This is a genomic window from uncultured Nocardioides sp., assembly GCF_947488025.1.
In the GTDB taxonomy this organism is placed as follows: domain Bacteria; phylum Actinomycetota; class Actinomycetes; order Propionibacteriales; family Nocardioidaceae; genus Nocardioides.
On the sequence record NZ_CANKYS010000008.1, the window covers coordinates 23,798 to 46,508 of the forward strand.

Annotated in this window: 24 protein-coding genes; 10 read left to right on the forward strand and 14 right to left on the reverse strand. The window is 72.6% G+C overall.

What is annotated here, in order from left to right:
* Window positions 1-99: 99 nt before the first annotated feature.
* Both Q1B24_RS13865 and Q1B24_RS13870 read right to left on the reverse strand, forming a co-directional pair.
* Window positions 100-1,323, reverse strand: coding sequence for a TRAM domain-containing protein (locus Q1B24_RS13865; RefSeq protein ID WP_299929637.1), 1,224 nt, complete (start codon window positions 1,321-1,323; stop codon window positions 100-102).
* Between the two features lie 10 nt (window positions 1,324-1,333).
* Complete coding sequence (locus Q1B24_RS13870; RefSeq protein WP_299929640.1) at window positions 1,334-3,385, reverse strand: APC family permease; 2,052 nt, start codon at window positions 3,383-3,385, stop codon at window positions 1,334-1,336.
* A 55-nt stretch (window positions 3,386-3,440) separates the two neighbouring features.
* Between Q1B24_RS13870 and Q1B24_RS13875 the strand changes: the two genes are divergently transcribed.
* Entirely contained in the window at window positions 3,441-4,103 is a 663-nt protein-coding gene (locus Q1B24_RS13875) for a TrkA family potassium uptake protein (RefSeq protein WP_299929643.1), read from the forward strand.
* 14 nt (window positions 4,104-4,117) lie between these two features.
* Window positions 4,118-4,789 carry a TrkA family potassium uptake protein gene (locus Q1B24_RS13880; protein WP_299929646.1) on the forward strand — a complete coding sequence of 224 codons (672 nt, stop codon included), beginning with the start codon at window positions 4,118-4,120 and terminating at the stop codon, window positions 4,787-4,789.
* 11 nt (window positions 4,790-4,800) lie between these two features.
* On the opposite strand, the gene Q1B24_RS13885 is transcribed toward Q1B24_RS13880, so the two are convergent.
* Genes Q1B24_RS13885 through dut form a run of 4 tightly spaced genes read right to left on the reverse strand, consistent with a single transcriptional unit; the run spans window position 4,801 to window position 7,065 of the window.
* Window positions 4,801-5,541, reverse strand: a complete 741-nt coding sequence (locus tag Q1B24_RS13885) for a DUF3159 domain-containing protein (RefSeq protein WP_299929649.1) — start codon at window positions 5,539-5,541, stop codon at window positions 4,801-4,803.
* Entirely contained in the window at window positions 5,538-5,900 is a 363-nt protein-coding gene (locus tag Q1B24_RS13890; RefSeq protein WP_299929652.1) for an OB-fold nucleic acid binding domain-containing protein, read from the reverse strand. Before Q1B24_RS13890 ends, Q1B24_RS13885 begins: the two co-directional genes overlap by 4 nt.
* A gap of 3 nt (window positions 5,901-5,903) precedes the next feature.
* Window positions 5,904-6,539 (reverse strand): DUF3710 domain-containing protein, encoded by a 636-nt coding sequence (locus Q1B24_RS13895; protein WP_299929655.1) that lies wholly within the window; start codon window positions 6,537-6,539, stop codon window positions 5,904-5,906.
* A 43-nt stretch (window positions 6,540-6,582) separates the two neighbouring features.
* Window positions 6,583-7,065 (reverse strand): dUTP diphosphatase, encoded by a 483-nt coding sequence (gene dut, locus Q1B24_RS13900; RefSeq protein WP_299929658.1) that lies wholly within the window; start codon window positions 7,063-7,065, stop codon window positions 6,583-6,585.
* Window positions 7,066-7,092: 27 nt separating this feature from the next.
* On the opposite strand from dut, the gene Q1B24_RS13905 reads away from it, so the two are divergent.
* The 3 genes from Q1B24_RS13905 to Q1B24_RS13915 all read left to right on the forward strand — a co-directional run bounded on the left by Q1B24_RS13905 (window position 7,093) and on the right by Q1B24_RS13915 (window position 8,954).
* The gene (locus Q1B24_RS13905; RefSeq protein ID WP_299929661.1) at window positions 7,093-7,551 is read left to right on the forward strand and encodes a DUF3093 domain-containing protein; all 459 of its coding nucleotides are present in this window, start codon (window positions 7,093-7,095) and stop codon (window positions 7,549-7,551) included.
* 9 nt (window positions 7,552-7,560) lie between these two features.
* Window positions 7,561-7,893 carry a DUF4235 domain-containing protein gene (locus Q1B24_RS13910; RefSeq protein WP_299929664.1) on the forward strand — a complete coding sequence of 111 codons (333 nt, stop codon included), beginning with the start codon at window positions 7,561-7,563 and terminating at the stop codon, window positions 7,891-7,893.
* Between the two features lie 425 nt (window positions 7,894-8,318).
* Entirely contained in the window at window positions 8,319-8,954 is a 636-nt protein-coding gene (locus Q1B24_RS13915; RefSeq protein WP_299929667.1) for a helix-turn-helix transcriptional regulator, read from the forward strand.
* A 148-nt stretch (window positions 8,955-9,102) separates the two neighbouring features.
* On the opposite strand, the gene Q1B24_RS13920 is transcribed toward Q1B24_RS13915, so the two are convergent.
* The 3 genes from Q1B24_RS13920 to Q1B24_RS13930 all read right to left on the reverse strand — a co-directional run bounded on the left by Q1B24_RS13920 (window position 9,103) and on the right by Q1B24_RS13930 (window position 11,515).
* Window positions 9,103-9,393 carry a DUF4193 domain-containing protein gene (locus Q1B24_RS13920; RefSeq protein ID WP_056600397.1) on the reverse strand — a complete coding sequence of 97 codons (291 nt, stop codon included), beginning with the start codon at window positions 9,391-9,393 and terminating at the stop codon, window positions 9,103-9,105.
* Window positions 9,394-9,593: 200 nt separating this feature from the next.
* Window positions 9,594-10,403 carry an inositol monophosphatase family protein gene (locus tag Q1B24_RS13925; RefSeq protein WP_299929673.1) on the reverse strand — a complete coding sequence of 270 codons (810 nt, stop codon included), beginning with the start codon at window positions 10,401-10,403 and terminating at the stop codon, window positions 9,594-9,596.
* Window positions 10,400-11,515 (reverse strand): ferrochelatase, encoded by a 1,116-nt coding sequence (locus Q1B24_RS13930; protein ID WP_299929676.1) that lies wholly within the window; start codon window positions 11,513-11,515, stop codon window positions 10,400-10,402. Before Q1B24_RS13930 ends, Q1B24_RS13925 begins: the two co-directional genes overlap by 4 nt.
* 33 nt (window positions 11,516-11,548) lie before the next feature.
* On the opposite strand from Q1B24_RS13930, the gene Q1B24_RS13935 reads away from it, so the two are divergent.
* On the forward strand, window positions 11,549-12,733 hold the full coding sequence (locus Q1B24_RS13935) for an MFS transporter (RefSeq protein WP_299929679.1): 1,185 nt from the start codon (window positions 11,549-11,551) through the stop codon (window positions 12,731-12,733).
* Window positions 12,730-14,052, forward strand: a complete 1,323-nt coding sequence (locus Q1B24_RS13940; RefSeq protein ID WP_299929681.1) for a D-arabinono-1,4-lactone oxidase — start codon at window positions 12,730-12,732, stop codon at window positions 14,050-14,052. Before Q1B24_RS13935 ends, Q1B24_RS13940 begins: the two co-directional genes overlap by 4 nt.
* A gap of 15 nt (window positions 14,053-14,067) precedes the next feature.
* Here the strand turns inward: Q1B24_RS13940 and Q1B24_RS13945 are convergent, their stop codons facing one another.
* Window positions 14,068-14,703 (reverse strand): TRIC cation channel family protein, encoded by a 636-nt coding sequence (locus tag Q1B24_RS13945; protein ID WP_299929684.1) that lies wholly within the window; start codon window positions 14,701-14,703, stop codon window positions 14,068-14,070.
* Between the two features lie 138 nt (window positions 14,704-14,841).
* Here Q1B24_RS13945 and sepH point away from each other — a divergent pair, with 138 nt between their 5' ends.
* Both sepH and Q1B24_RS13955 read left to right on the forward strand, forming a co-directional pair.
* Complete coding sequence (gene sepH, locus Q1B24_RS13950; RefSeq protein ID WP_299929687.1) at window positions 14,842-15,837, forward strand: septation protein SepH; 996 nt, start codon at window positions 14,842-14,844, stop codon at window positions 15,835-15,837.
* A gap of 3 nt (window positions 15,838-15,840) precedes the next feature.
* On the forward strand, window positions 15,841-16,680 hold the full coding sequence (locus Q1B24_RS13955) for an MOSC N-terminal beta barrel domain-containing protein (RefSeq protein ID WP_299929690.1): 840 nt from the start codon (window positions 15,841-15,843) through the stop codon (window positions 16,678-16,680).
* On the opposite strand, the gene Q1B24_RS13960 is transcribed toward Q1B24_RS13955, so the two are convergent.
* Window positions 16,681-17,520, reverse strand: coding sequence for a sulfurtransferase (locus Q1B24_RS13960; RefSeq protein ID WP_299929693.1), 840 nt, complete (start codon window positions 17,518-17,520; stop codon window positions 16,681-16,683). It lies immediately after the preceding gene.
* A gap of 54 nt (window positions 17,521-17,574) precedes the next feature.
* Here Q1B24_RS13960 and Q1B24_RS13965 point away from each other — a divergent pair, with 54 nt between their 5' ends.
* Entirely contained in the window at window positions 17,575-18,237 is a 663-nt protein-coding gene (locus Q1B24_RS13965; RefSeq protein WP_299929696.1) for a thymidine kinase, read from the forward strand.
* A gap of 21 nt (window positions 18,238-18,258) precedes the next feature.
* Here Q1B24_RS13965 and Q1B24_RS13970 read toward each other — a convergent pair whose 3' ends face one another.
* The 3 genes from Q1B24_RS13970 to Q1B24_RS13980 are packed head-to-tail and all read right to left on the reverse strand — an operon-like array spanning window position 18,259 to window position 22,711.
* Window positions 18,259-19,386, reverse strand: a complete 1,128-nt coding sequence (locus Q1B24_RS13970) for an alkaline phosphatase family protein (protein ID WP_299929699.1) — start codon at window positions 19,384-19,386, stop codon at window positions 18,259-18,261.
* The gene (locus Q1B24_RS13975) at window positions 19,383-19,964 is read right to left on the reverse strand and encodes a DUF5998 family protein (RefSeq protein ID WP_299929702.1); all 582 of its coding nucleotides are present in this window, start codon (window positions 19,962-19,964) and stop codon (window positions 19,383-19,385) included. Before Q1B24_RS13975 ends, Q1B24_RS13970 begins: the two co-directional genes overlap by 4 nt.
* A gap of 23 nt (window positions 19,965-19,987) precedes the next feature.
* Window positions 19,988-22,711, reverse strand: a complete 2,724-nt coding sequence (locus tag Q1B24_RS13980) for a bifunctional GNAT family N-acetyltransferase/acetate--CoA ligase family protein (protein WP_299929705.1) — start codon at window positions 22,709-22,711, stop codon at window positions 19,988-19,990.

Here is a 22,711-nt window from a genome sequence, read left to right on the forward strand (position 1 = left end):
CCCAGGATCGGGCGCTCTGTCCGCAAAGCGAGCCCAGAGCGAGCCAGAAGGCGCCATCAGTAGCACTGGCGGAGGCCAACAGTATCGTCGCGAATCGCGTCACCGCAGGCCCGAGTCGCCTTTCACAAGAAGCGCGACGCACTCCAGATGGAAAGTCATCGGGAAGAGGTCGAAGGCCCGGATGGCCGTGAGCTCGTAGTCGTGCTCGGCGAAGATCGCGACGTCACGCCCGAGCGCGGCGGGGTCGCAGGCGACGTACGCCACGGCGCGGGGGCGCCGGTCGACCACCTGCTCCACGACGGCGCGCTTGGCGCCCTCGCGGGGCGGGTCGAGCACGACGAGGTCGAACGGCTCGTCCAGGCCCGAGCGCAGCACCCGGTCGGTCGGGCCGCACTCGACGACGGCGCCCCTCAGCGCCGACAGGTTGGCGCGGGCGTGGGTGCACGCGGTCCGGTCCGCCTCGACGGCGACCACCCGGGCGCCGGTGGCCTCCCCCACGAACCGGGCGAACAGCCCGACGCCTGCGTAGAGGTCGAGGGCGCGCTCCCCGGGGCGAGGGGCGAGCAGCTCGAGGACGGTCTCGACGAGCACGCGCGGGGCCTCGGGGTGCACCTGCCAGAAGCCGTCGGAGGCGACGGAGAACGGGTGCGTGTCGGCGCCGACCGTGACCTCGTGGGTGACGGGGTCTCGTGACGGGCGTGGTGTGCCCCCCTCGACCAGCGGTTCGTCGACCGCGTCGCCGGGTCGCGCACCCTCGGCGGCGATGAGGCAGTCGTCGACCCGGACGAGGTCGTGGGAGCGGTGCGCCCGCATCGCCGGACGGCCGTCCGGACCGATGGCGTAGCGCTGACGGCTGCGCCACCGCAGGCCGTCGTCGGGGCGTCCTGGGACGGGCACCGGCTCGACCTGCAGCCCGGCCAGGAGGTCGGAGGCCGGGTCGAGGCGCCCGAGGCGGACGAGCTGTTCGCGCACCACAGCGGTCTTGAGGTCGCGCTGGGCCGGCAGCGCGACGTGCTGGAAGTCGCAGCCGCCGCACAGGCCCGGGCCGGCGTAGGGGCACGGTGCCTCGACCCGGTCGGCCGACGCGGTCGCCACCTCCACCGCGTCGCCGCGCCAGAAGCGGTCGCCGTCGGTGCCCTCGGTGATCTCGACGACCACCCGCTCCCCGGGCAGGGCATGGCGCACGAACACCACCCGCGACTCGGGCTCGGGCAGCCGCGCGACGCAGTGCCCGCCGTGGGCGACGGGTCCCACCTCGACCTCGAAGCGCTCCCCCACCCTCGAGCGGCCGCGGGCACGGCGGGCGCGGTTCTGGCGGCTCATCGTGGGGTGGTCATTCGTCGTCGATCTGCCGGTTGTTGTTGCGCGAGGCCACCCGGCCACGGCGCAGGTCGCCGGCGTGCACGCGGACCTCGTCGCGGCGCCGCTCCTCGGCCGCCTGGGAGGAGCGCAGCTGGTAGGGCACCGAGATGACCATGACGCCCGGCGTGAACAGCAGCCGCCCCTTGAGCCGCAGCGCGGTCTGGTTGTGCAGGAGCTGCTCCCACCAGCGCCCGACGACGTACTCCGGGATGTAGACCGCCACGACGCCGCGCGGGCTGGCCCGCCGGATCTCCTGGGTGTACTCCACGATCGGGCGCACCACCTCTCGGTAGGGCGAGTGCAGCACCTTGAGCGGGATGTCGAGGTGCCGGTCGTCCCACTCCTCGAGCAACCGGGTCGTGGCCTTGGCGTCGACGCTGACGTAGATCGCCTCCAGCACGTTGGGGCGGGTGGCACGGGCGAAGGCGAGCGCGCGCAGGGTCGGCTTGTGCAGCTTGGAGGCGAGCACGATGGCGTGCACCCGGGTCGGCATGACCTTGTCCTGCTCGTCGGCGGCGAGCTCGAGCTCCACGCGGTCGTAGTGGCCACCGATCGCCCGCATGACGAGGAAGAAGAACCCCATCGCCAGGATGGCGATCCAGGCACCGGCGAGGAACTTCGTGATCAGCACGATGACCAGCACGACGGCGGTCATGCAGAGACCGAAGGTGTTGATCGCGCGCGAGCGCATCATCCGGCGACGGGCCGTGGGGTCGGTCTCGGTCCTCAGGTGACGCGTCCAGTGGCGGATCATGCCGAGCTGGCTGAGGTTGAAGGAGACGAAGACGCCGACGATGTAGAGCTGGATCAGCTTGGTGGTCTCGGCGTCGAAGACCCAGATCAGCAGCATCGACAGGGCCGCGAGGAAGACGATGCCGTTGCTGTACGCGAGCCGGTCGCCGCGCGAGCCGAGCGACCGGGGGGCCAGCCCGTCCTGGGCGAGGATCGAGCCGAGGACGGGGAAGCCGTTGAAGGCGGTGTTGGCCGCGAGCACGAGGATGACGCCGGTGACGGTGACGACGAAGTAGAAGGCCGGCGGGAACGTGTCCATGAACAAGCCCTCCGCGATCTGGGAGATCACGGGGTGCTGCTCGTAGCTGTCCGGCACAGCGCCCCCGGCAGTCGTGCGGAGGCGGTCGAGCTCGTGCGGGTCGACGTAGCGGATCGTCATCTGGTTGGCGAGGACGATGACGCTCATCATCATCGTGATCGCGATCAGGCCGAGCATGAGCAGCGTGGTGGCGGCGTTGCGGCTCTTGGGCTTGCGGAAGGCCGGCACGCCGTTGCTGATGGCCTCGACGCCCGTCAACGCAGCACACCCGGAGGAGAACGCCCGCGCCAGCAGGAACATCAGCGCGATCTGGGTCAGCGGCTCCTCCCACCCGGGCTGCGGCGCGATGTCGAGATGGGCGCTCTCCGCCTCGGGAAGGTCGCCGGCCAGCAGGCGCAGCAGGCCGTAGGCGCACATGCCGAGGATGGCCACCATGAAGAGGTACGTCGGCACGGCGAAGAACGAGCCCGACTCACGCACGCCGCGCAGGTTCATCGCGGTCAGCAGCGCCACTGCGACGACACCGACCGTCGCCTCGTGCCCGATCAACGGCGGGATCGCACCGGCGGCGTACTGGGAGGCCGACGAGATGGACACCGCGACGGTGAGCACGTAGTCGACCAGCAGCGCGCTGGCGACCGTGACGCCGGCGTTGCGGCCGAGGTTGACGGTGGCGACCTCGTAGTCGCCGCCGCCGGACGGGTAGGCGTGCACGGTCTGGCGGTAGCTGGCGACGACGGTGAGCATCACGAGCGCGACCGCGAGACCGATCTTCCACGACCAGACGTACGTCGACGCGCCGGCGACGGCGAGCATGATGAACACCTCGTCCGGGGCGTAGGCCACCGACGACAGTGCGTCGCTGGCGAACACCGGCAGGGCGATCCGCTTGGGGAGGAGCGTCTCCCCCAGCTGGCTGCTGCGCAGCTTGCGACCCAGCAGGATCCGCTTGGACACGTCGCCGACACTCACGGGCGCGAGCCTAGACCCGCGACGATCCAGATCCTTGCTGGGATACGGTTCTGGCGTGCACGTCGTGATCATGGGTTGTGGCCGCGTCGGTTCGACGCTCGCCCGTAGCCTCGAGGACCGCAACCACACCGTGTCCGTCATCGACAGCGAGCCCGACGCCTTCCGTCGCCTGGGGCCGGAGTTCAACGGTGACAAGATCACGGGCTATGGCTTCGACCAGCAGGTGCTGGAGAAGGCCGGCATCCGCCGCGCCGACGCCTTCGCCGCGGTCTCCAGCGGTGACAACTCCAACATCATCGCCGCGCGGGTCGCCCGGGAGACCTTCGGCCTCCAGCAGGTCGTCGCCCGCATCTACGACCCCGGCCGCGCCGAGGTCTACCAGCGCCTCGGCATCACGACCGTGGCGACCGTGAAGTGGACGGCCGACCAGGTCCTGCGTCGCATCCTGCCGGCGGGGGCCGAGCCCGACTTCCGCGACCCGTCGGGAACGATCCGCGTCGACCACATCCCCGTCCCCGAGGTCTGGGTCGGCAACCGCACGGTCGAGTTCCAGATGCAGTCGCGCAGCCGGATCGCCTGGATCGACCGGCTCGGCGAGGGCATGCTGCCCACCCGCGAGACCGTGCTGCAGGAGGGCGACATGCTGCACATCGTGATCCGCGAGGAGAACGCCGCCCACGCCTACGCCGTGCTCGAGGCCGGCCCCGAAGACGACTGAAGGACATCTGAGACATGCGCGTCGCCATCGCCGGAGCCGGAGCCGTGGGTCGATCGATCGCCCGGGAGCTGATCGAGAACGGTCACCAGATCCTGCTGATCGACAAGAACCCCTCGGCCATCCGTCCCGAGCGCGTCCCCAACGCCGAGTGGCTGCTCGCCGACTCGTGCGAGCTGTCCTCGCTCGCCGAGGCGCAGCTGGGCAAGTGCGACGTGGTCATCGCCGCAACCGGTGACGACAAGGCCAACCTGGTCACCTCGCTCCTCGCCAAGACCGAGTTCGGCGTCCCCCGCACCGTCGGGCGGGTCAACCACCCCAACAACGAGTGGCTCTTCACCGAGGCGTGGGGCGTCGACGTCAACGTCTCCACCCCGCGCATCATGTCCGCGCTCGTCGAGGAGGCCGTCTCGATCGGCGACCTGGTCCGCCTGTTCACCTTCCGCCAGGGCAACGCCAACCTGGTCGAGCTCACCCTGTCGGCCGACTCCCCCTACGTCGGCACGCCCGCCGGCCTGGTGCCCTTCCCCGAGAACTGCGCGCTCGTGACCATCCTGCGTGACGGGCAGGTCTACACGCCCGAGGCCGAGCAGCCGCTGGAGTCCGGCGACGAGCTGCTGTTCGTGGTGCCCGCCGAGGTCGAGTCCGAGCTTGAGCAGCTCCTCTCCCCCGTCCAGCACCACGGCTGAGGGCGGAACCCTCAGGCGGTCGCGGCGTCCTGCGCGACCGGCGTCTTGTTGCGCGAGAGCAGCCAGATCATCGAGGCGAGCGCCGCGAGCTGCAACGGCCAGCCGAGCGCGATCTTGAGCACGCCGAGGGCGGCCACCGCCGCGTCGGGGTCCATCGAGCCTGAGTTCCCGCCCAGCCAGATCGGTCCCTGGATTGCCACCCGCAGCAGGCACGGGGCGACGAGGAGCCAGGTCAGCCGGTTGCAGAGCTTCACGACCTGCTTGTCGGAGTGCCAGGCCGTCGGGTCGCCGGTGATGCTGCCGACCATGAAGCCGACCAGCGGCCAGCCGATGAGGCAGGTGAACGCCAGCACGACGGCGTACCCGCCGTTGTAGAGCAGCCCGGGAAGGAAGTACGCGAGCGCCTGCTCCTGCTCCGACCCGCCCGACTGGGCGGCGCGGTAGACGAAGTACCAGCCGATGCCGATCCCGAAGAGGGCGTTGACGACGAACTGGACCGTCGAGCGCTGCACCAACCGGATGGCGAGCAGGACGAGCGCCGCACCGATGCTGATCGACAGCGCGAGGTTGAGGTCGCGCATCGTCAACCAGGTGACGGTGAACAGGATGGTCGGGACCGCGGCCTCGGCCATGCCCCGCCGGCCGCCGAGCGCCTTGGCGAGCTGGCCGCGCACCACGGCCTCGACCGTGTCGGTGGTGGGGGTGATGGCGCTCGTGGGCTTGGCAGCCGGGTCGCTGGTCGGGTCGGTCACGGGCGCAGCTCGTATCGGGGGTTGAACATGATCGGCACGCCGCCCTGTCGCCCGATGCAGCCGGCCACGCTCACCGACCGGCCGGGGTCCACGCCGGTGATGCGGCGCCGCCCCAGCCACACCACGGTGATGACGCCCGAGCCGTCGTCCAGCTCGGCCTCGAGGGCCGGGACGCCACCGCGCGGGCGAAGCGTGACCGTCCGCAGCACGCCGTTGACGACCACGTGCTCACGCTCGGGGGCGTCCGCGATGGCGATGGCCTCGTTGGTCGCGTGCGACTGGCGCAGGTCGCGCTGATGGGCCTCGGAGCTGTCCGCCCACCGGGAGAGCGCCTGACGCAGCCGGCTCTTCTCGGCCACGGCTCACCTGACCCGGCGGGCGTCGTCCGGCAGCGTGACCGGCAGCGGCTCGCCGACCGGCATCGCCTGGTCGCCGCGGCGTACGACGATCTGCGCGAGCGCGTCCTCCCAGTCGGAGGTCGTGTCGGGGTCGACGGCCGGCTTTCCGAGGAAGGAGGCGCGGAGCATCCAACGGTCGCCGTTGACACCGACGATGCGTGAGGGCTGCGTGGCCGTGGTCCCGTCGGGGCGTCGTACGGGCATCTGGCACACCAGCTCGGTGCCCCAGCGGCCCTCGCGCTCCGTGGCCTGGCCCCCGCGGCGCGCCATGTCCTCGGCGATCTGCGGGCGGACCTCGGACCACAGGTCACCGTTGCGCGGGGCGGCGAAGGCCTGGAACTCACACGCGCCGTCGGAGCCGGCGAGCATGACGGCGCGGACCTGGCCGCTCTTCTCGTCGACCTGCAACCGGAGCTCGCGATCGGCGATCGCGGGCACCAGGACCGAGCCGAGGTCGGCGCGCTCGACGCCGTCGCCCTCGACCTGGGTCACGTCGAACGGGCCGGTGCCCGCAGCCGGGCCGGCGGTGTCGTCCGCGGCGCTCTCCGCGGAGGTCTCCGCAGTCGCCGGGGTCGTGTCTGCCTTGCGGCGGAACTTCACGTCTGCACTCCTTCGATCAGCGCGCCTTCGAACGCGTTCCGGCTCAGGGACGCGAACCGGTACCTGTAGAACCGTAGCCCCCGGCGCCCCGGATCGACTCGGGCAGCACCCCCACCTCGACGAACCGCGCCCGCTCGAACCGCTGGACGACGAGCTGGGCGATCCGGTCGCCGCGGCGGAGGGTCACGGACTCGACCGGGTCGTGGTTGATCAGCATGACCTTGACCTCGCCGCGGTAGCCCGCGTCGATCGTGCCCGGGGTGTTCACGATCGACAGGCCGTGGCGGGCGGCGAGCCCGGAGCGTGGGTGCACGAGCGCGACGTACCCGTCCGGCAGCGCGATCGAGATGCCCGTCGGCACGAGGGCCCGCTCACCGGGTGCGAGGTCGACGTCGACCGTGGTGTGCAGGTCGGCGCCGGCGTCTCCCGGGTGTGCGTACGACGGGAGCGGCAGGTCGGCGTCGAGGCGGACGATCGCGATGTCCAGGTCGGGGGTTGGGTCGGGGGTTGGGTCGTGGTCGGGCACGGGGAGTGAATCTATAGGCTCTGCGCCGTGGACTACGCCGAACGCCTCACCGTCCCGCTCCGCTGGTGGGTGCAGGGCACGATGTTCGTGGCGTCGTTGTGGCTGGCCGTCCTCGCCGCCACGCCCGAGGTCGTGGCGTGGTCCGTCACGGCCCTGGCCATGGGTGTCCTCGTCGCCATGTTCGTCGGTTACGGCCGCCCGCGGGTGTCCGTGGACGGCACGACCTTCCGCGCCGGCCGGGCGCACATCCCGCTGGAGCTCGTCGGTCGCGCGACCGCACTCGAGGCGGACGACGTACGACGTCAGGCGGGCGTGGACGCCGACGCGAGGGCCTACCTCCTGCTGCGCCCCTACCTCAAGCGCGGCGTCCGGGTGGACATCGCGGACCCCGCCGATCCGACGCCGTACTGGCTGGTCAGCTCGCGCCGACCCGACGCCCTCGTCTCAGCCCTGGAGGCGGGGCGGACGCGCGCAACTGCTGGGTAGGGTGCGTCCATGGCTTCTTCCACAGCGGACAGCTCCAGCAAGTTCTACTCTGCGTTCTCCCTCGTCGCCGCGATCGGCGCGGCAGCCGTGGCCAAGAAGGGCCTCAACTCGTCCTGGCGCGCGGCCACCGGGAAGAACCCGCCCGCCAACCCGGCCGACCCCGACGTCAGCATCGGTGAGGCCGTCATGTGGGCCGCCGTCAGCGGCACCCTGATCGGCGTCGCACGCATGCTCGCCACCCGCCGCGCAGCGCACTACTACGCCAAGTCCACCGGCCACCTCCCCCCGCAGCTCAAGAAGGACGGCCAGGACGCCGACAAGGCGCCCGCCGCCGAGTCCTGACGTCGGACAGCCTCTCCAGATCCACCGAGCCCACCCGCGCCCCGGCGCCGGAGCCGGCCCCGGGCTCGCTCGTCGGAGTCCGGGCCGGTCCGGACTCTCGGCAGGACGACCTCCCCGCTCACGCCCCTCGGCCCCCCGCGGGCGTACCTCGCCCGACCATGGCCAGTGAGTCTCCCAGCGACTCATTGACATCGGGCGCCCCCGCCAACGGCTCACTAGCCGGTGAGTCGCTCAGCGACTCACCGGCCACTGTGCGGTCCGGGGGGTCGACACGCCCGGCCCGGACGACATCCGTGGCCACGAAGCGTCCACAGGGGCGACCAGGAGTGGTCGGCACCGCCTCCTGTGGAGAGGGCTGCCACCGCTGTCGGCTCCTCGCGGTTCGCTCGTCGTACGACAGACGGCGATCACAAGGAGGAAGGCACATGAGCGGTACGACGGCGGGGCGCGGGGCGGCCGGGGGCAGGGCGGCGGGACTGAGTGAGGCGGAGCTCGTGTGGCTGCACATGGGTCCCTTCGACGGGGGCGTGCCGGGGCTCGTCCGGCGAGTCAGACGGATCCTCGACGTGTCGCAGCGCGGACTGGCCCTCCTGCTCGGGGTGTCCCAGTCGGCAGTGGCGCGGTGGGAGACCGAGCGCACGAGTCCGCGGGTGAGCGTCCTGCAGCGGATGCTGCGCCTCGCCGGCATCGCGGTAGCCCTGCACGATGAGACGTCAGGTGAGCGGGTTGAGCCGATGCGGGCCGACGGCGCCCGTGCGCGCAACGGGAACCGCTACCCGGCCCACGTCGACCTCCGGGTGACCGGGTGGTGGGTGCCGCGGAAGTACCGGGACATGACGAGCATCGACTACTTCACCAGTGTCGACCGCTCGCGCAGGGTGGGGGCACCGTGCGTCCGCTACCGGACGTGCCCGCACCGGCGAAGGGTGGAGCGGATGCTCTTCGGAACGCCCGTCGACCACCCGGCCAGGCATCAGCTCAGGGCCGAGGCCGTGCACCTCGACGAGGAGCGGGAGGCTCGCAGGAGGGCGCTCTCGACGCCGCCCCACCGCGGCGGGTGACCCGACCAGCCACCGACCATCGGCCCCAGACACGCCACAGCGCCCGCCCCTCGCGAGGAGGAACAGGCGCCGTCGTGTTCGAAGGCCCAGCCCGAGCCCGAGCCTCATCCCGAACCCAGGATCAGGTTCGGAGACCCAGCCACCGGACTCAGATGCAGTCGCGGCAGATGAGCTTCTTCTCGTCGGCCAGCTGCGAGCGGTGGTGCACCAGGAAGCAGCTCATGCAGGTGAACTCGTCGTCCTGCCGAGGCATGACCTCGACCGCGAGCTCCTCGTGCGAGAGGTCGGCGCCCGGGAGCTCGAAGGACTCAGCGGCCTCGGTCTCGTCCTCGTCGACCTTGCCGGAGTTCTTGTCGTGGCGTCGGGCCTTGAGCTCCTCGATGCTCTCCTCGCTCTGGTCCTCCTCGGACTTGCGTGGTGCGTCGTAGTCGGTGGCCATCGTTACCTCTCCCCATGCTGTGGACCCGTCCTGCCGGATCGCGGCGGGACGTCCCAGTTGTGCGCGTCGTCGGCGCCAGATTGTGCACCATGAACCGGCTCCGTGGTGAGCCGGTCCGCGACGTGTCGCCTGAACAGTGGGTGACGTCTCGCTATTCCCGCCTCGGCAGGCGGGTCCAGCCCACCCCCACGGGGGGCGCCTCAGGCGATGAACCCCGCTGTCGCGAGCGCGGCGACGAAGTCGTCCCAGCCATCTGCGGGGGCCCCCACGACCACGTTGCGCACGGGGTGCGAGCCGAGGGTGAAGGTGCCGTCGAGCAGCTCGAAACGACCGCCGGCCTCGCGCAGCACCAGCCCACCGGCGGACCAGTCCCACGGCTGCGGCCCGGCCTCGACGTACCCGTCGCCGCTGCCGTCCGCCACGTGGCACAGGTCGAGGGCGCACGAGCCCATCCGGCGGATGTCACGGACCTCGGGCAGCAGCGCGGCCACGCAGCCCGCCTGGTGCTCGCGCACCTCACGCTGGTAGCCGAAGCCCGTCAGCACGAGACGCTCGGCGAGCGGCGGCGACGGCCGGACGGAGATCGCCGACCCGTCACGCGTGGCACCGTGCCCCGAAGCTGCGGCGTACTCGACACCTGTGGGGATCGTCACCACGGCGCCCGCGACCACGACTCCGTCCACCTCGGCGGCCACGGACACGGCGCAGTCGGGCAGGCCGTAGAGGTAGTTCACGGTCCCGTCGATCGGGTCGAGGACCCAGCGGACCCCTGAGGTGCCGTCCCGGTCGTCGCCCTCCTCCCCGAGGATCGCGTCGTCAGGGCGCTGGGCGACGATGCGGGAGCGCAGCAGCTCCTCGACGGCCCGGTCGGCCTCCGTGACGACGTCGACCGCACTGGTCTTGGTGTCGGCCACGTCGATGCCGCCGCGCCGCATCTCGCGGGCCAGGCCGGCACCCTCGTGGGCCAGGGACGTGGCCAGGTCGCGCAGCTCGACGGGAGCGACCGTCACGAGTCGACCCCGCACAGGGCCGGGCGCGGTCCTCGCGGGTTGGGGCAGCAACCCGCTCCGCACAGGTCGGGCCCCGCCGGCATCGAGCCCAGCGCCGGGCGTTCAAGCGACTCGCCCCGCTCGGCCGCGGCCCGCTCCAGCACGAGGTCGCGGACCATCGCCACGAACCGCGAGTCGGTCCCTGCCGTCGACGCGCGCACCGCCTTCATGCCAAGGCGCTCGGCGGTCGCCATCGCCTCGGTGTCGAGGTCGTAGATGACCTCCATGTGGTCGGAGACGAACCCGATCGGGGCGAGCACCACGCCGCTCACCCCGTCGGTGGCCAGCTCCTCGAGGTGGTCGTTGACGTCGGGCTCCAGCCACGGCGTGGACGGCGCACCCGAGCGCGAGCAGTAGACGAGGTCGTGGCGGTGGGCCCGCCCGGTGGCCTCCCGGACCCGCCGGGCGATCTCGTCGGCGGCACTGCGGTGCTGCTTGACGTAGGCCCCGCGCGGCTGTCCGGCCGGATCCTCCGAGCCGCTGGTCTCGGCCATCGCGGTCGGGATCGAGTGGGTGACGAACACGAGCCGCGCCCGGTCGCCCCCGTCGGGCAGCGCCGCCAGGGCCTCCAGACAGGCGTCGACGGCGGGCTCGAGGAAGCCCGGGTGGTTGTAGTACTGCCGGAGCTTGTCGAGGCGAGGCGCGCCGTCGGTCTGCTCGACGGCGTCCCACAGGTTCTCGCGGTACTGCCGGCACGACGACCACGACGAGTACGCCGACGTGGCGAGGACCGCCGCGCGCTGGACGCCGTCAGCGGTCATCTGCGCGAGCGTGTCGGCGAGGTAGGGGTCCCAGTTGCGGTTGCCGAAGTAGACCGGCAGGTCGATGCCCTGGTCGGCGAAGTCCTTCTCGAGCGCCGCGATCAGCGCCCGGTTCTGGTCGTTGATCGGGCTCTTGCCGCCGAACAGGAAGTAGTGCTCCCCCACCTGCTCGAGGCGCTCGCGCGGGATCCCACGCCCGCGGGTGACGTTCTCGAGGAACGGCACCACGTCCTCAGGCTTCTCGGGACCTCCGAAGGAGAGGACCAGGAGAGCGTCGTACGGCTTCACGTCCGGGTGACCCGCAGGATTCATGGGGCCAGCGTAGAGCGGCCTACCATCCCGCTTGTGCTCGACTCCTACCGCCGGGTGCTGGCACGCCCCGGCGCGTTCGGCTTCAGCAGCGCCGCCCTCGTCGCCCGGCTCCCCATCTCGATGGTCGGGCTGGGCATCGTCCTGCTGGTCGAGGAACGCACCGGCTCCTACGGGCTGGCCGGAACGGTCTCGGCGGTGTTCGTGCTGGCCGAGGCCGCGTTCGCGGTGCTGCACGGGCGGTGGGTCGACCACTTCGGACAGGCGCGCGTCCTGCCGCTGGCGATCTCGGTGTTCGGCGCCGGTCTCGCGCTGATGATGCTCGCCGTCGAGCAGGACTGGGCGCGGGTCTGGACCTACGTCTTCGCAGCCGTCGCCGGCGCCGCGCTCCCCCAGGTCGGCGCCAGCGTCCGCACCCGGTGGTCGCACCTGCTCGACGACCCGGGCGAGAAGCAGACGGCGTTCGCCCTCGAGGCCGTCCTCGACGAGGTCGTCTTCGTCGTGGGCCCGGTGCTCGTCACCCTGCTGGCCACCAGCTGGCACCCGGTCGCGGGCCTCACCTTCGCGCTGGTCAGCGGGGTGGTCGGCACCTTCGCGTTCGCAGCGCAGCGGCGCACCGAGCCGCCCGCCGGGCGCAGCGCGCCGGCCGGCCCACGGCCCCCGATGCCCTGGCGGCTCGTCCTGACCCTCGCGCTCGTCTGCCTGACCCTCGGCGCGCTCTTCGGCGCCGCTGAGGTCACCACGGTCGCCTTCGCCGAGGAGCAGGGCCAGCGCTGGGTGGCGGGCTGGCTGCTGGCGGTGTGGTCGCTCGGCAGCCTCGTCGCCGGGCTGGTGACCGGCGCGATCGTCTGGCGCAGCGGCCCGGACGTCCGGCTGAGGTGGGGGTCTGCGGCGATGGCGCTGGCGATGGCACCGCTGATGTTCGTCGACTCCGTCCCGGTGATGGCCGTGGTCCTGCTGGTCGGCGGGCTCGCCATCGCGCCCACGATGATCGGCGCGATGACGATGGTCGAGCAGGGCGTCCCGTCCGGTCGCCTCACCGAGGGCATGGCGATCCTGCACACGGGGATCGTGGCGGGCGTGGCCCCCGGTGCGAGCATCGCCGGGTTCGTCGTGGACCACAGCGGGGCCTCGGCGGCGTACGCCGTGGCGCTGGCCGGCGGACTGCTCGGCGCGCTCGCCGCGCAGGCGGCCCGCCCGGCCCCTAGTCTGCGGGCATGAGCTCCGCCCTCCACGGTCACCTCTGGCGCAACTGGTCCGGGCTCGAGGAGGCCGTCCCCCGCCACGTCGAGACGCCCGGCTCCGTCGAGGCGGTCGTGGACGTCGTACGCCGAACGCGTGACGCGGGCACGACCGTCAAGATGACCGGCACCGGGCACAGCTTCACCGCCATCGCGGCACCCGAGCACACCCTGTTGCGCCCCGAGGGGCTGCGCGGCATCCTCGCCGTGGACCGCGAGGCCATGACGGTCACGGCCCGCGCCGGCACCCGGCTCAAGGACCTCAACCTCGCCCTCGAGCACCTCGGTCTCTCCCTGCACAACATGGGCGACATCGCCGAGCAGACGCTCGCCGGCGCGGTCTCCACCGGCACCCACGGCACCGGTGGCACGGCGGCCGGCCTGGCCGCCCAGCTCGCCGGCCTCGAGATGGTCACCGGGACCGGTGAGGTACTGCGCGCCTCCGCGACCGAGAACCCGGACGTCTTCGACCTCGCCCGCGTCGGCCTCGGCGCGCTCGGCGTCCTGACCAGCCTGACCTTGCACGTCGAGCCGCTCTTCGTCGTCGAGGCCCACGAGCAGCCGATGACGTGGGAGCGCGGGCTGGCGTCGTACGACGAGATGGCGGACGCCGCGCACCACCTCGACCTCTACTGGTTCCCCCACACCGACCGCCTCATGGTCAAGCAGAACGTCCGCACCGACCTCGACCCCGGCGAGCAGCAGCCCCCCTCGCGCGCCGCGGCGTGGTGGGAGGACGAGGTGCTGTCGAACGGCGTCTTCGGCGCCCTGTGCCGCGTCGGCTCGCGGGCGCCCGCCCTGGTCCCGCGCATCAACCGGGTCGCCGCACGCGCGCAGTCCGAGCGCCGCTACAGCGACCTCGCGCACCGGGTCTTCGTGACGCCGCGACGGGTGCGCTTCCGGGAGATGGAGTACGCCGTCCCGCGCGAGGTCGGGCTCGACGTGCTCCGCGCGTGCCGCCGGGCCATCGACGCCAGCGACTGGCGCATCGCGTTCCCCGTCGAGGTGCGCACCGCCCGCGCCGACGACGTCGCGCTGTCGACCGCCCACGGCCGCGACAGCCTCTACCTCGCCTTCCACGTGCCGGCCGACACCGACCACACGGCCTACTTCGGCGGGCTCGAGCCGATCCTGCGCGAGGCGGGCGGGCGCCCCCACTGGGGCAAGGTGCACACCCGCACGGCCGCGGACCTGGCACCGGCGTACGACCGCTTCGCGGACTTCCTCGCGCTGCGCGACCGGCTCGATCCCGACCGGGTCTTCGCCAACGCGCACCTCCGGCGGGTGCTGGGCGACTAGAGGCGGCGGCGGCGCTCAGACGTTGGCCGGACCCTTGGGCAGCGGCGCCCGCCACCCGCGCACGAGCGCGAGCAACCGCCAGGTGAGGCAGGTGGAGAACCCGGCGGCGGCGACCACGAGGAACGGCAGGTCGGCGCGATCGAGGAGCACCGCGACTGCGGCCCCCGCCAGGGCCGGGGTCGCATAGAGGACGCCCTCGAAGATCACCGGGACGCTGCCGACGAGCACGTCGCGGATCACGCCGCCGCCGACCCCGGTGACCATCCCCATCAGGGCCGCCGGCACCGGGCCGAGGCCGAACTCGACGGCCTTCAGCGCGCCGGTCACGCAGAACACCGCCAGCCCGAAGGCGTCGAAGAGGGTGACCACCCGTTCGAGGCGTCCGACCGCGGGGTGGAAGGCGAAGGTGAGCAGCCCGGCGAAGACGGGGACCAACAGGTAGCGCCAGTCGGTCAGGGCGGCCGGTGGCGTCGCACCGATCAGCACGTCGCGGATGAAGCCGCCGCCCAGCCCGGTGATGCCGCCGAGGACGAGCGCCGCGAAGAGGTCCAGGTTCTTGCGAACCGCGACCAGCGCCCCGGCGACCGCGAAGAAGAAGATCCCCGTCAGGTCGAGGACGACCAGCGGCGTGGCGAACTCCGGCTCAGGCACATCGGAAGCCTAGGGCGCGCCGCGGGGGCAACCGTGCCGGGGCACCGCGCTGGCGTAGGCTCGAGCGACACGGATTCCCCGTGCACCGCCGACCACCTCGACCGCCCCGACCACCCGCCAGGCAGGAGTCCGCCGTCCATGGCCAAGCTGACGTTCACCGGACGCAGCAGGGACGGCAAGCGCCTGCTCCTGGTGGACCAGTCGGGCCAGGAGCACACCCTGGCGATCGACCCCCGGCTCCGTCGCGCCGTCAGCGGCGCCCCCGACAGCAGCGGCCCCGACACGTCTGGCCAGTTGGAGATCCCGATGGAATCAACCCTCCGCCCCCGCGACATCCAGATGCGCATCCGGGCCGGCGAGTCACCCGAGGCGGTGGCCCATGCCGCCGGCACGTCGGTGGAGAAGATCATGCCGTTCGCGGCGCCGGTGATGGCCGAGCGCGCGCACGTCGCCGAGCGTGCCCTGCTGGCCTCCGTACGCCGCCGCGCGTCCGAGTCCGGCGCCCGCACCCTCGGCGAGGCCGTGGGTGCCCACCTCCGCGCCCACGACGTCGACCCGGCCAGCGTCGAGTGGGACGCCTGGCGCCGCGAGGACGGCCGGTGGACGCTGACGGCGCTGTACGACGTGGGCGGTCGCATCGGGACCGCCACCTTCTCGCACGACCCGCGCGGCAGCTTCGTGACGCTCGACGACGACGACGCACGGTGGCTGGTCGGCGACGTCACCCCGGCTGCCGAGACCTCGGCCACAGCCGCGCCGGCATCCGACGACCTCGCGGCCGCGCGTCAGCGTCGGCTCACCGCGATCGGTGACGACCTGCCGCTCGGCGATGACGCGATCGAGATGGTCACCGCCGAGGAGCCCTCCGCCACCCCGGAGGAGACCACGATGGAGCTCTCCGACACCGGGCTGGGCGCCGAGCAGCCGGTCGAGGCCTACCTCGACGACCGGGGCGACGACCGGGGCGACCGCGAAGCCGAGGACACGGCCGACGAGCCGGCCGCGACCCAGCCTGAGCCGGAGCCGGCCGCCGAGACCCCCGCCGAACCGAAGCCCAGGCCTGCCAAGAAGCGCGGCCGCGCGTCCGTTCCGAGCTGGGACGAGATCATGTTCGGCGGCGGCAAGGGCGACTGACGCTTGCGCCTCGTCCAGCTCAACGTCCACCCGCTCAAGTCCGGCGCCATCCGTCCGATCAGCTCCACGACCGTGCAGCCGGGCGGCCTCGTCGACGACCGGACGTGGATGGTCGTCGACGGTGATGGCCGCCTCGTCTCCGCACGCGAGGTGCACCGCCTCTTCCACGTGGTCGCCGACACACCGTCGACCGATCCGTCCGTCACCGCCGCGCTCCGGCTCCGCGCCCCGGGTCACCCCGACCTCCTCGTCGACGTCCCCGGAGCCGCGCCGGTCGACGTCCACCTGTTCTCCCTCGACCTGCAGGCCCGACCCGCCGGACCGGACGCCGACGCGTGGGTGCGCTCCGTGCTGGGACGCGGCGACCTGCGCCTGGTCTGGTGCCACGCCCCCGAGCGGCGCTCGCTGCAACCGGGGTTCTCCCGCCCCGGCGACCACGCCGCGTTCCCCGACTCGTTCCCGGTGACGATCGCGTCCCTTGCCTCGCTGCGCCGGCTCGACGACTGGATCCTGGAGCGCGCGCTCGAGCTCGGCGAGGTGCCGCCCGAACCCCTGCCGGTCGAGCGCTTCCGCGCCAACCTCGTCGTCGACGGCGACGAACCGTTCGCCGAGGACGGCTGGACCCGGGTCGTCGTCGGCGACGTCTCCTTCCGCATCGGCAAGCCGGTCGGCCGCTGCGTGATGGCGACCCTCGACCCGGTCACGCTCGCGACCGCGAAGGAGCCGACGCGCACCCTGGCCCGGCACCGCCGCTCCGATGACGGGAAGGTGTTCTTCGCCGTGCACCTCGTCCCCGAGACCACCGGCCTGATCAGCGTCGGGGACGAGGTCCGGGCGGGCTGATCACCCGGTCGCGACCGGCCGCTCCGGGTCGGTGATCCAGCCGCTCCAGCTCCCCGGGTAGAGCGCGGCACGGATGCCAGCGACTTCCATGGCGAGCAGGTCGTGGGCGGCGGTCACACCGGACCCGCAGTACGCGGCCACCGACGACGCCGTGTCGGCGCCCACAGCGGCGTACACCTCGCGGAGGCGCTCGGGAGCCAGGAAGCGCCCCCGCTCGTCGAGGTTGGCGGTCGTCGGCACGTTGACGGCGCCCGGCACGTGGCCGGCGACGGGGTCGACCGGTTCGGTCTCCCCGCGGTAGCGCTCGGGCGCCCGAGCGTCGATGAGGACCTCGACGTCCAGCACCTCCTCGGGGCCGACGGCGGGGGCCCTGTCGCTCGGCCCGACCGTGAAGTCGCCCGGCTCCACGTCCACCGGACCGGCCTCGGCCGGGTGCCCGTCCTCGAGCCACGCGGTCCACCCGCCGTCGAGGACGCGTACGTCGCGGTGGCCGTGGTGCCGCAGCAGCCACCACGCTCGCGCGGCCGCCCGCCCCTGCCAGTCGTCGTACACGACCACGGGGCGGTCGTCCCGCACCCCCGCGCGTCGCATCGCCGCCTCGAAGCGTCCCGGATCGGGCAGCGGGTGCCGACCGCCGGCGCCCGGCGGGTCGGCGAGGTCCTCGTCGAGGTCGACGTACGCCGCTCCCGGCACGTGGCCGGCCGCGTGCTGCTCGCGCCCCGGCGGCCCGCCCATGAGGTAGCGCACGTCGAGGACGGTGACGCCGCCGAGGTCCGCGGCGAGCTCGTCGGGGCTGGTCAGCGGTCCGCGGGGGTGCCTGCGGCGGAAGTCGTCGTCCATGGCCGGCACGGTAGCCGTCGCGCGGGGCGGAGGCTGTGACAGGATTCGCGCGACATGGCTGAACTGCACTTCTTCACCGGCACGATGGACTCCGGCAAGTCGACGCTGGCGCTCCAGACCAACCACAACCACGCCGCGCGCGGTCGCGTCGGGCGGATCTTCACGACCCACGACCGTTCCGGGCAGGCGGTGGTGTCCAGCCGCCTCGGCCTGACCCACGAGGCGCTCGAGGTCGACGAGGGCTTCGACTTCTGGGCCTACGTCGTCGACACGCTCACGCGTGGCGGGCGGATCGACTACCTCGTCTGCGACGAAGCCCAGTTCTACGCGGCCGAGCAGATCGACCAGCTGGCCAAGGTCGTCGACGAGCTGCAGATCGACGTCTTCGCCTTCGGCATCCTCACCGACTTCCGCTCCTACCTCTTCCCCGGGAGCGCGCGTCTCGTCGAGCTCGCCGACCGGATGAACGTGCTCCAGGTCGAGGCGCTGTGCTGGTGCGGCAAGCGCGCCACCCACAACGCCCGCACCGAGAACGGCGCGATGGTCGTCGAGGGTGAGGTCATCGTCGTCGGCGACGTGGACCAGGTCGACGAGCCGCCGGCTGGCCCCCACGACGTGGCCTACGAGGTGCTCTGCCGCCAGCACCACCGCCGACGTCTGACCGCCGCACGCGCCAAGGCGGTCAGCCTGGCCCCGGAACCGCTCCCCTTCGGCTGACTCTGCGCGCGGGTCGCCGGCTCAGCCGACCAGGATCGGGATCAGCATCTCGGTCGAGGTCAGCGAGCCGTGGAGCCCGACCAGGGTGTCCTCGTAGGCGAAGTCGCGGCTCGACATCACCGCGTTGTCGCCGTGGCACGCGACCATGACGTCGCCCAGGCGCGGCAGCACGCCCGGCGACACGGCGCCGAACCAGCCCCGGCCGATGGCCTCCTCGCGGGTGAGGACGGTCGCTCGCTCCCCCAGCACCTCGCGCCAGGTGGTCACCACGTCGGCCACGGCACCCGCGGCGCAGTAGAGGTGGCGGAACCTGGCCTCGCCGCCGAGGAGCGCGACCCCGTCGCGCATCCCGTCGACCTCGTCCACGTCGACGCGCGACCCACGCGGGCTGTCGACCATGCCGTGGTCGGCGACGACCAGCAGGCGGGTCGAGGCCGGCAGCGCCTCGCGCAGCTGCTCGGCCTCGGCGTCGACCATCGCCAGCTGCTGCAGCCACTGCGTCGAGGCCACGCCGAACTTGTGGCCGGTCCAGTCGAGGTCGGAGTCGTAGACATAGGTCAGTGACGGCCGGTCGGCCGACGCGGCGACGGTCGCGGCAATCCGTTCGCCGACGCGGTCGGCGCCGACGTACGTCGCCCCGCGCTGCGAGGCGATCGTCAGGCCGGAGCCGTCGAAGTCACGCTTGTTGACCGACGTGACGTGGACGCCAGCGTGGGCCAGCCGACCGAGCGCCGTCGGGTGCGGCTGCCACTCGACCGGGTCGACGTTCGTGTCCCACCAGAGGTGGTTGAGCAGCCGGTCGGTGCCCGGGATGCGGGCGGTGAAGCCGACGAGCCCGTGCGCACCCGGCACCAGCCCGGTGCCGAGGGAGGTGAGCGACGTGGCCGTGGTCGAGGGCACGCCGGCCGTCCCGGTGGAACCGCCGTCGACGAGCGACGACAGGTAGGGCGCCGCATGGGCGTAGCGGGTGAGCAGCTCGGCCCCCATGCCGTCGACGAGGAAGACGACGTACGACGGCGCCGGCGGGAGCTCGATCCCGGCGGGGTGCCCGTGCAGCTCGACGCCCAGAGCGCGGGCGACGGACGGCACGACGTCGGCGAGCGAGCGGTCGCCGTAGGCCGGCGGGGTGAAAACCGCCGGGGCGGTCATCCGCGGGTGCGCGCGGACAGGGCGTCCGCGAAGCCGAGCAGACCGGCCACGGCGTCGGCTCCCTCGGCGGCCGCCGAGACGCGCAGCGTGTAGTCGTCGCCGGCGAGGGTGCCGGTGTAGCCGTGGTCGGCGTCGCAGCTCGGGTCCGAGCAGGCGGCGGGCTCGAGGTCGAGGCGTCCCACGCCGCCCCAGCCGATCGTCAGCACGGCCTCGGCCGGCGGGGCGACGCCCTTGGTCGGGTTGGCCACCATCCGGGTCACGACCACGGTCCGGATGGACGTCAGGGTGACCGCCTCGGTGGTGGTGGAGGTGTAGGGCTCGGGCAGCAGGTCGTCGCCCGGGTGCTCGTCGGTGTGCGCGATGACCAGCCGGGTCGGCGTCAGCAGGAGCGCCGTGAGGTGCCGGCGTACCTCCTCGTGGTCGAACGTCGTCTCGTGGTGGACGAAGTAGGACACGACCTCCTCGCCGCCCGCCGCGGAGAAGACGCCGTCGGCGACGACCTCGGGGTAGTAGCCGGTGCGGTGGATCGCCTTGCGGAGGTCGTGGGAGACGTCCGCGTCACGGGTGGAGCGGGGCATGGTGGCAGTCTGTCACGCCGTGCTCAGTCCGGCAGGGTGTCCCCGGGCATCGTGCTCAGTCGACGGACGAACCAGTCCGAGCGGGGGTCCTTCACCGGCTCGACCCGCACGTTGGCACCGAGCACCGTGGCGCCCTCCGCGCCGGCCAGCACGAGCGGCAGCTGCAGTGCCCGCACCTGTGGGAGGTCGTGCTGGAGCTGCGCCACCTGGCGCACCAGCCGCTCGATCTCCGCGACGTCGACGATCTCGCTGCCCCGGTAGCCGAAGAGCAGGGGCGAGGCCCTGATCTCGCGCACCATGTCCTGGGCGTCGTGGTCGGCCAGGGGCGGGATCCGGAAGGACCGGTCCCCCAGCAGCTCGGTCAGCGGGCCGCCGATGCCGAAGGACAGGACGGGGCCGAAGAGCGGGTCCTCCATCGTCGCGATCGTGACGGGCACCCCCGGCGGCGCGTTGCCCTGCACGACGAACCCGGCGTTGTCGGGGTCGGTGATCAGGCTGGTGAGCGAGCGCCACGCCTGTGCCATCTCGTCGGGGGTGTCGATGTTGCGCCACACGTGGGCCAGGTCGGGCCGGTCGCGCAGGTGGTCCGCGGTCGCCTTCAGCACGACGTCCCAGCCCAGCGTCTCCCCCGCCGTGGTGGCCTCATCGAGGGTGGCGACGGCGTAGGTGTCCCACAGGTCGATGCCGTAGGCGGTGAGCAGGCGGTGCTGCTCGTCGAAGTCCAGGTCGCGCCCCTCGGGGTGGCGCATGAGTACCTCGTTGACGAGGTGGCGGGCCGCGTCGAGGTCGTTGGAGCCGGGCTCGATGGCCGTCACCTGCGGCACGCGCAGCCACACGGCGTACTCGACCACCCGCGCGAGCGCGCGCACGGCGGCCTCGACGGCGGGGTACGACGGCACCGACCCGCGACCGGCGCTCGACCCCGCGACGTCGGGCACGCGCAGCAGCTCGGGGACGCCCTCGGTGCCGAGGAAGGTCGACACGATGGGCTTGTCGGACTGCTCGCCCACCGCAGCGAGCACGTTGGCGACGTCCTCGCGGGCGCCCGCGACGTTGAGGGGCGGGATGAAGATCGCGACCACCGCGTCGACCTCGGGGTCGTCGATGGCGGCGTCGAGGGCGTCCTCGAAGTCCTCCGCGGTGGCGTCCGCGCCGAGCGCCTCCTGCCGGTTGACGACGAGGCCGACACCGTTGGCGGCGTCGGCCGCGAGCAGGCCCAGGGCGTCGGAGTTGCCGACGATCGCGACCCGGCGCCCCCGCGGCAGCGGCTGGTGGGCGAGCAGCTGGGCGACGTCGAACATCTCCTCCAGCGACTCGACCTGGATGATCCCGGCCTGGCGGAACATCGCGTCGACGGCCTCGCCCGGCGCCCCGATCTTCCGCACCGCGTGCCCCATGGGGACGCCCTGCGAGCTGCGCCCCGACCGTACGGCGACGATCGGCTTGCGGCGACTCACCCGGCGCGCGATCCGGGAGAACTTGCGCGGGTTGCCGATGGACTCGAGGTAGAGCAGCACCACCTCGGTGGCGTCGTCCTCTTCCCAGTACTGCAGGAGGTCGTTGCCGGAGACGTCGGCGCGGTTGCCGGCGCTGACGAACGTCGTGAGGCCCAGGCCGCGGTTCTGCACCTTCTCCAGGATCGCCGAGCCGAGCGCTCCGGACTGGCAGAAGAACCCGGCGCGGCCGCGGGGCGGCATGACCGAGGACAGCGACGCGTTGAGCTGGACGTCGGGGTCGGTGTTGATGATGCCGAGCGCGTTGGGACCGATCAGCCGGAGGCCGTAGGACCGGGACAGCCCGACCAGCCGGCGCTGCCGCATCCGGCCCTCCTCACCGGTCTCGGCGAAGCCGGACGAGATCACGACCAGGCCGTGGACGCCCTTGGCGGCGCAGTCGAGGACGACGTCCTGGACCGACTCGGCGGGCACCGCGACGATCGCCACGTCGACGTCCCCCGGAATGTCGCCCACCGACTTCCACGCCGGCATGCCGGACACCGAGTCGGCGCTCGGGTTGACCACGTGGATGCGACCGGTGAAGTTGCCGAGGACGAGGTGGCGCACCAGTGCGCGCCCGATGGTGTCCTGGCGCCGGCTCGCGCCGATGATCGCGACCGACCTCGGCGAGAAGAAGCGCTCGATCGAGGCGTACTCGGCGCGGTGCTCGCGCTGCTCCATGACGCCGAGCGCCGTGTCGGTCGGGTCGATCCGGAACACCAGCTCCATCACGCCGTCCTCGAACGTGCTCCTGACCTGGTAGCCGGCGTCCTTGAAGGTGTGGATCATCGCCTGGTTGTCGGGCAGGACCTCCGCGACGAACTCGTCGATGCCCCGCTCGCGCCCGGCCTGCGCGAGGTGCTCCAGCAGCAGCTGGCCGATGCCGCGGCCCTGGTGGGCGTCCTCGACGAGGAACGCCACCTCGGCGTAGCCGGGCCGGATGGTGTCGTAGCGACCGACCGCGATCATGTGGCCGGCCACGAGCAGGATCATCGCGACGCGTTCGCGGTGGTCGACCTGGGTGAAGCGGTCGAGGTCGCGCTCGGACAGGAACGGCATGGGCGAGAAGAAGCGGTAGTACTTCGACTGGTCGGAGACCCGGCTGTAGAACTCGACGAGCAGCTCGCGGTCCTCGGGCTGGATCGGCCTGATGTGGGCCGTGCGCCCGTCGCGCAGCAGGACGTCGGCCTCCCAGTGCCGGGGCGGGCGCGTCGTACGCACCTCGTCTGCGGCGGCGTCCGTCTCGGTCAC

Bases quoted from the DNA above. Each gene is read 5' to 3' on its own strand.
- Q1B24_RS13865 (WP_299929637.1), bottom strand. From the start codon at position 1,323: ATGAGCCGCCAGAACCGCGCCCGCCGTGCCCGCGGCCGCTCGAGGGTG.
- Q1B24_RS13880 (WP_299929646.1), top strand. From the start codon at position 4,118: ATGCGCGTCGCCATCGCCGGAGCCGGAGCCGTGGGTCGATCGATCGCC.
- Q1B24_RS13910 (WP_299929664.1), top strand. From the start codon at position 7,561: ATGGCTTCTTCCACAGCGGACAGCTCCAGCAAGTTCTACTCTGCGTTC.
- Q1B24_RS13915 (WP_299929667.1), top strand. From the start codon at position 8,319: ATGAGCGGTACGACGGCGGGGCGCGGGGCGGCCGGGGGCAGGGCGGCG.
- Q1B24_RS13920 (WP_056600397.1), bottom strand. From the start codon at position 9,393: ATGGCCACCGACTACGACGCACCACGCAAGTCCGAGGAGGACCAGAGC.
- Q1B24_RS13930 (WP_299929676.1), bottom strand. From the start codon at position 11,515: ATGAATCCTGCGGGTCACCCGGACGTGAAGCCGTACGACGCTCTCCTG.
- Q1B24_RS13940 (WP_299929681.1), top strand. From the start codon at position 12,730: ATGAGCTCCGCCCTCCACGGTCACCTCTGGCGCAACTGGTCCGGGCTC.
- sepH (WP_299929687.1), top strand. From the start codon at position 14,842: ATGGCCAAGCTGACGTTCACCGGACGCAGCAGGGACGGCAAGCGCCTG.
- Q1B24_RS13960 (WP_299929693.1), bottom strand. From the start codon at position 17,520: ATGGACGACGACTTCCGCCGCAGGCACCCCCGCGGACCGCTGACCAGC.
- Q1B24_RS13965 (WP_299929696.1), top strand. From the start codon at position 17,575: ATGGCTGAACTGCACTTCTTCACCGGCACGATGGACTCCGGCAAGTCG.
- Q1B24_RS13970 (WP_299929699.1), bottom strand. From the start codon at position 19,386: ATGACCGCCCCGGCGGTTTTCACCCCGCCGGCCTACGGCGACCGCTCG.
- Q1B24_RS13975 (WP_299929702.1), bottom strand. From the start codon at position 19,964: ATGCCCCGCTCCACCCGTGACGCGGACGTCTCCCACGACCTCCGCAAG.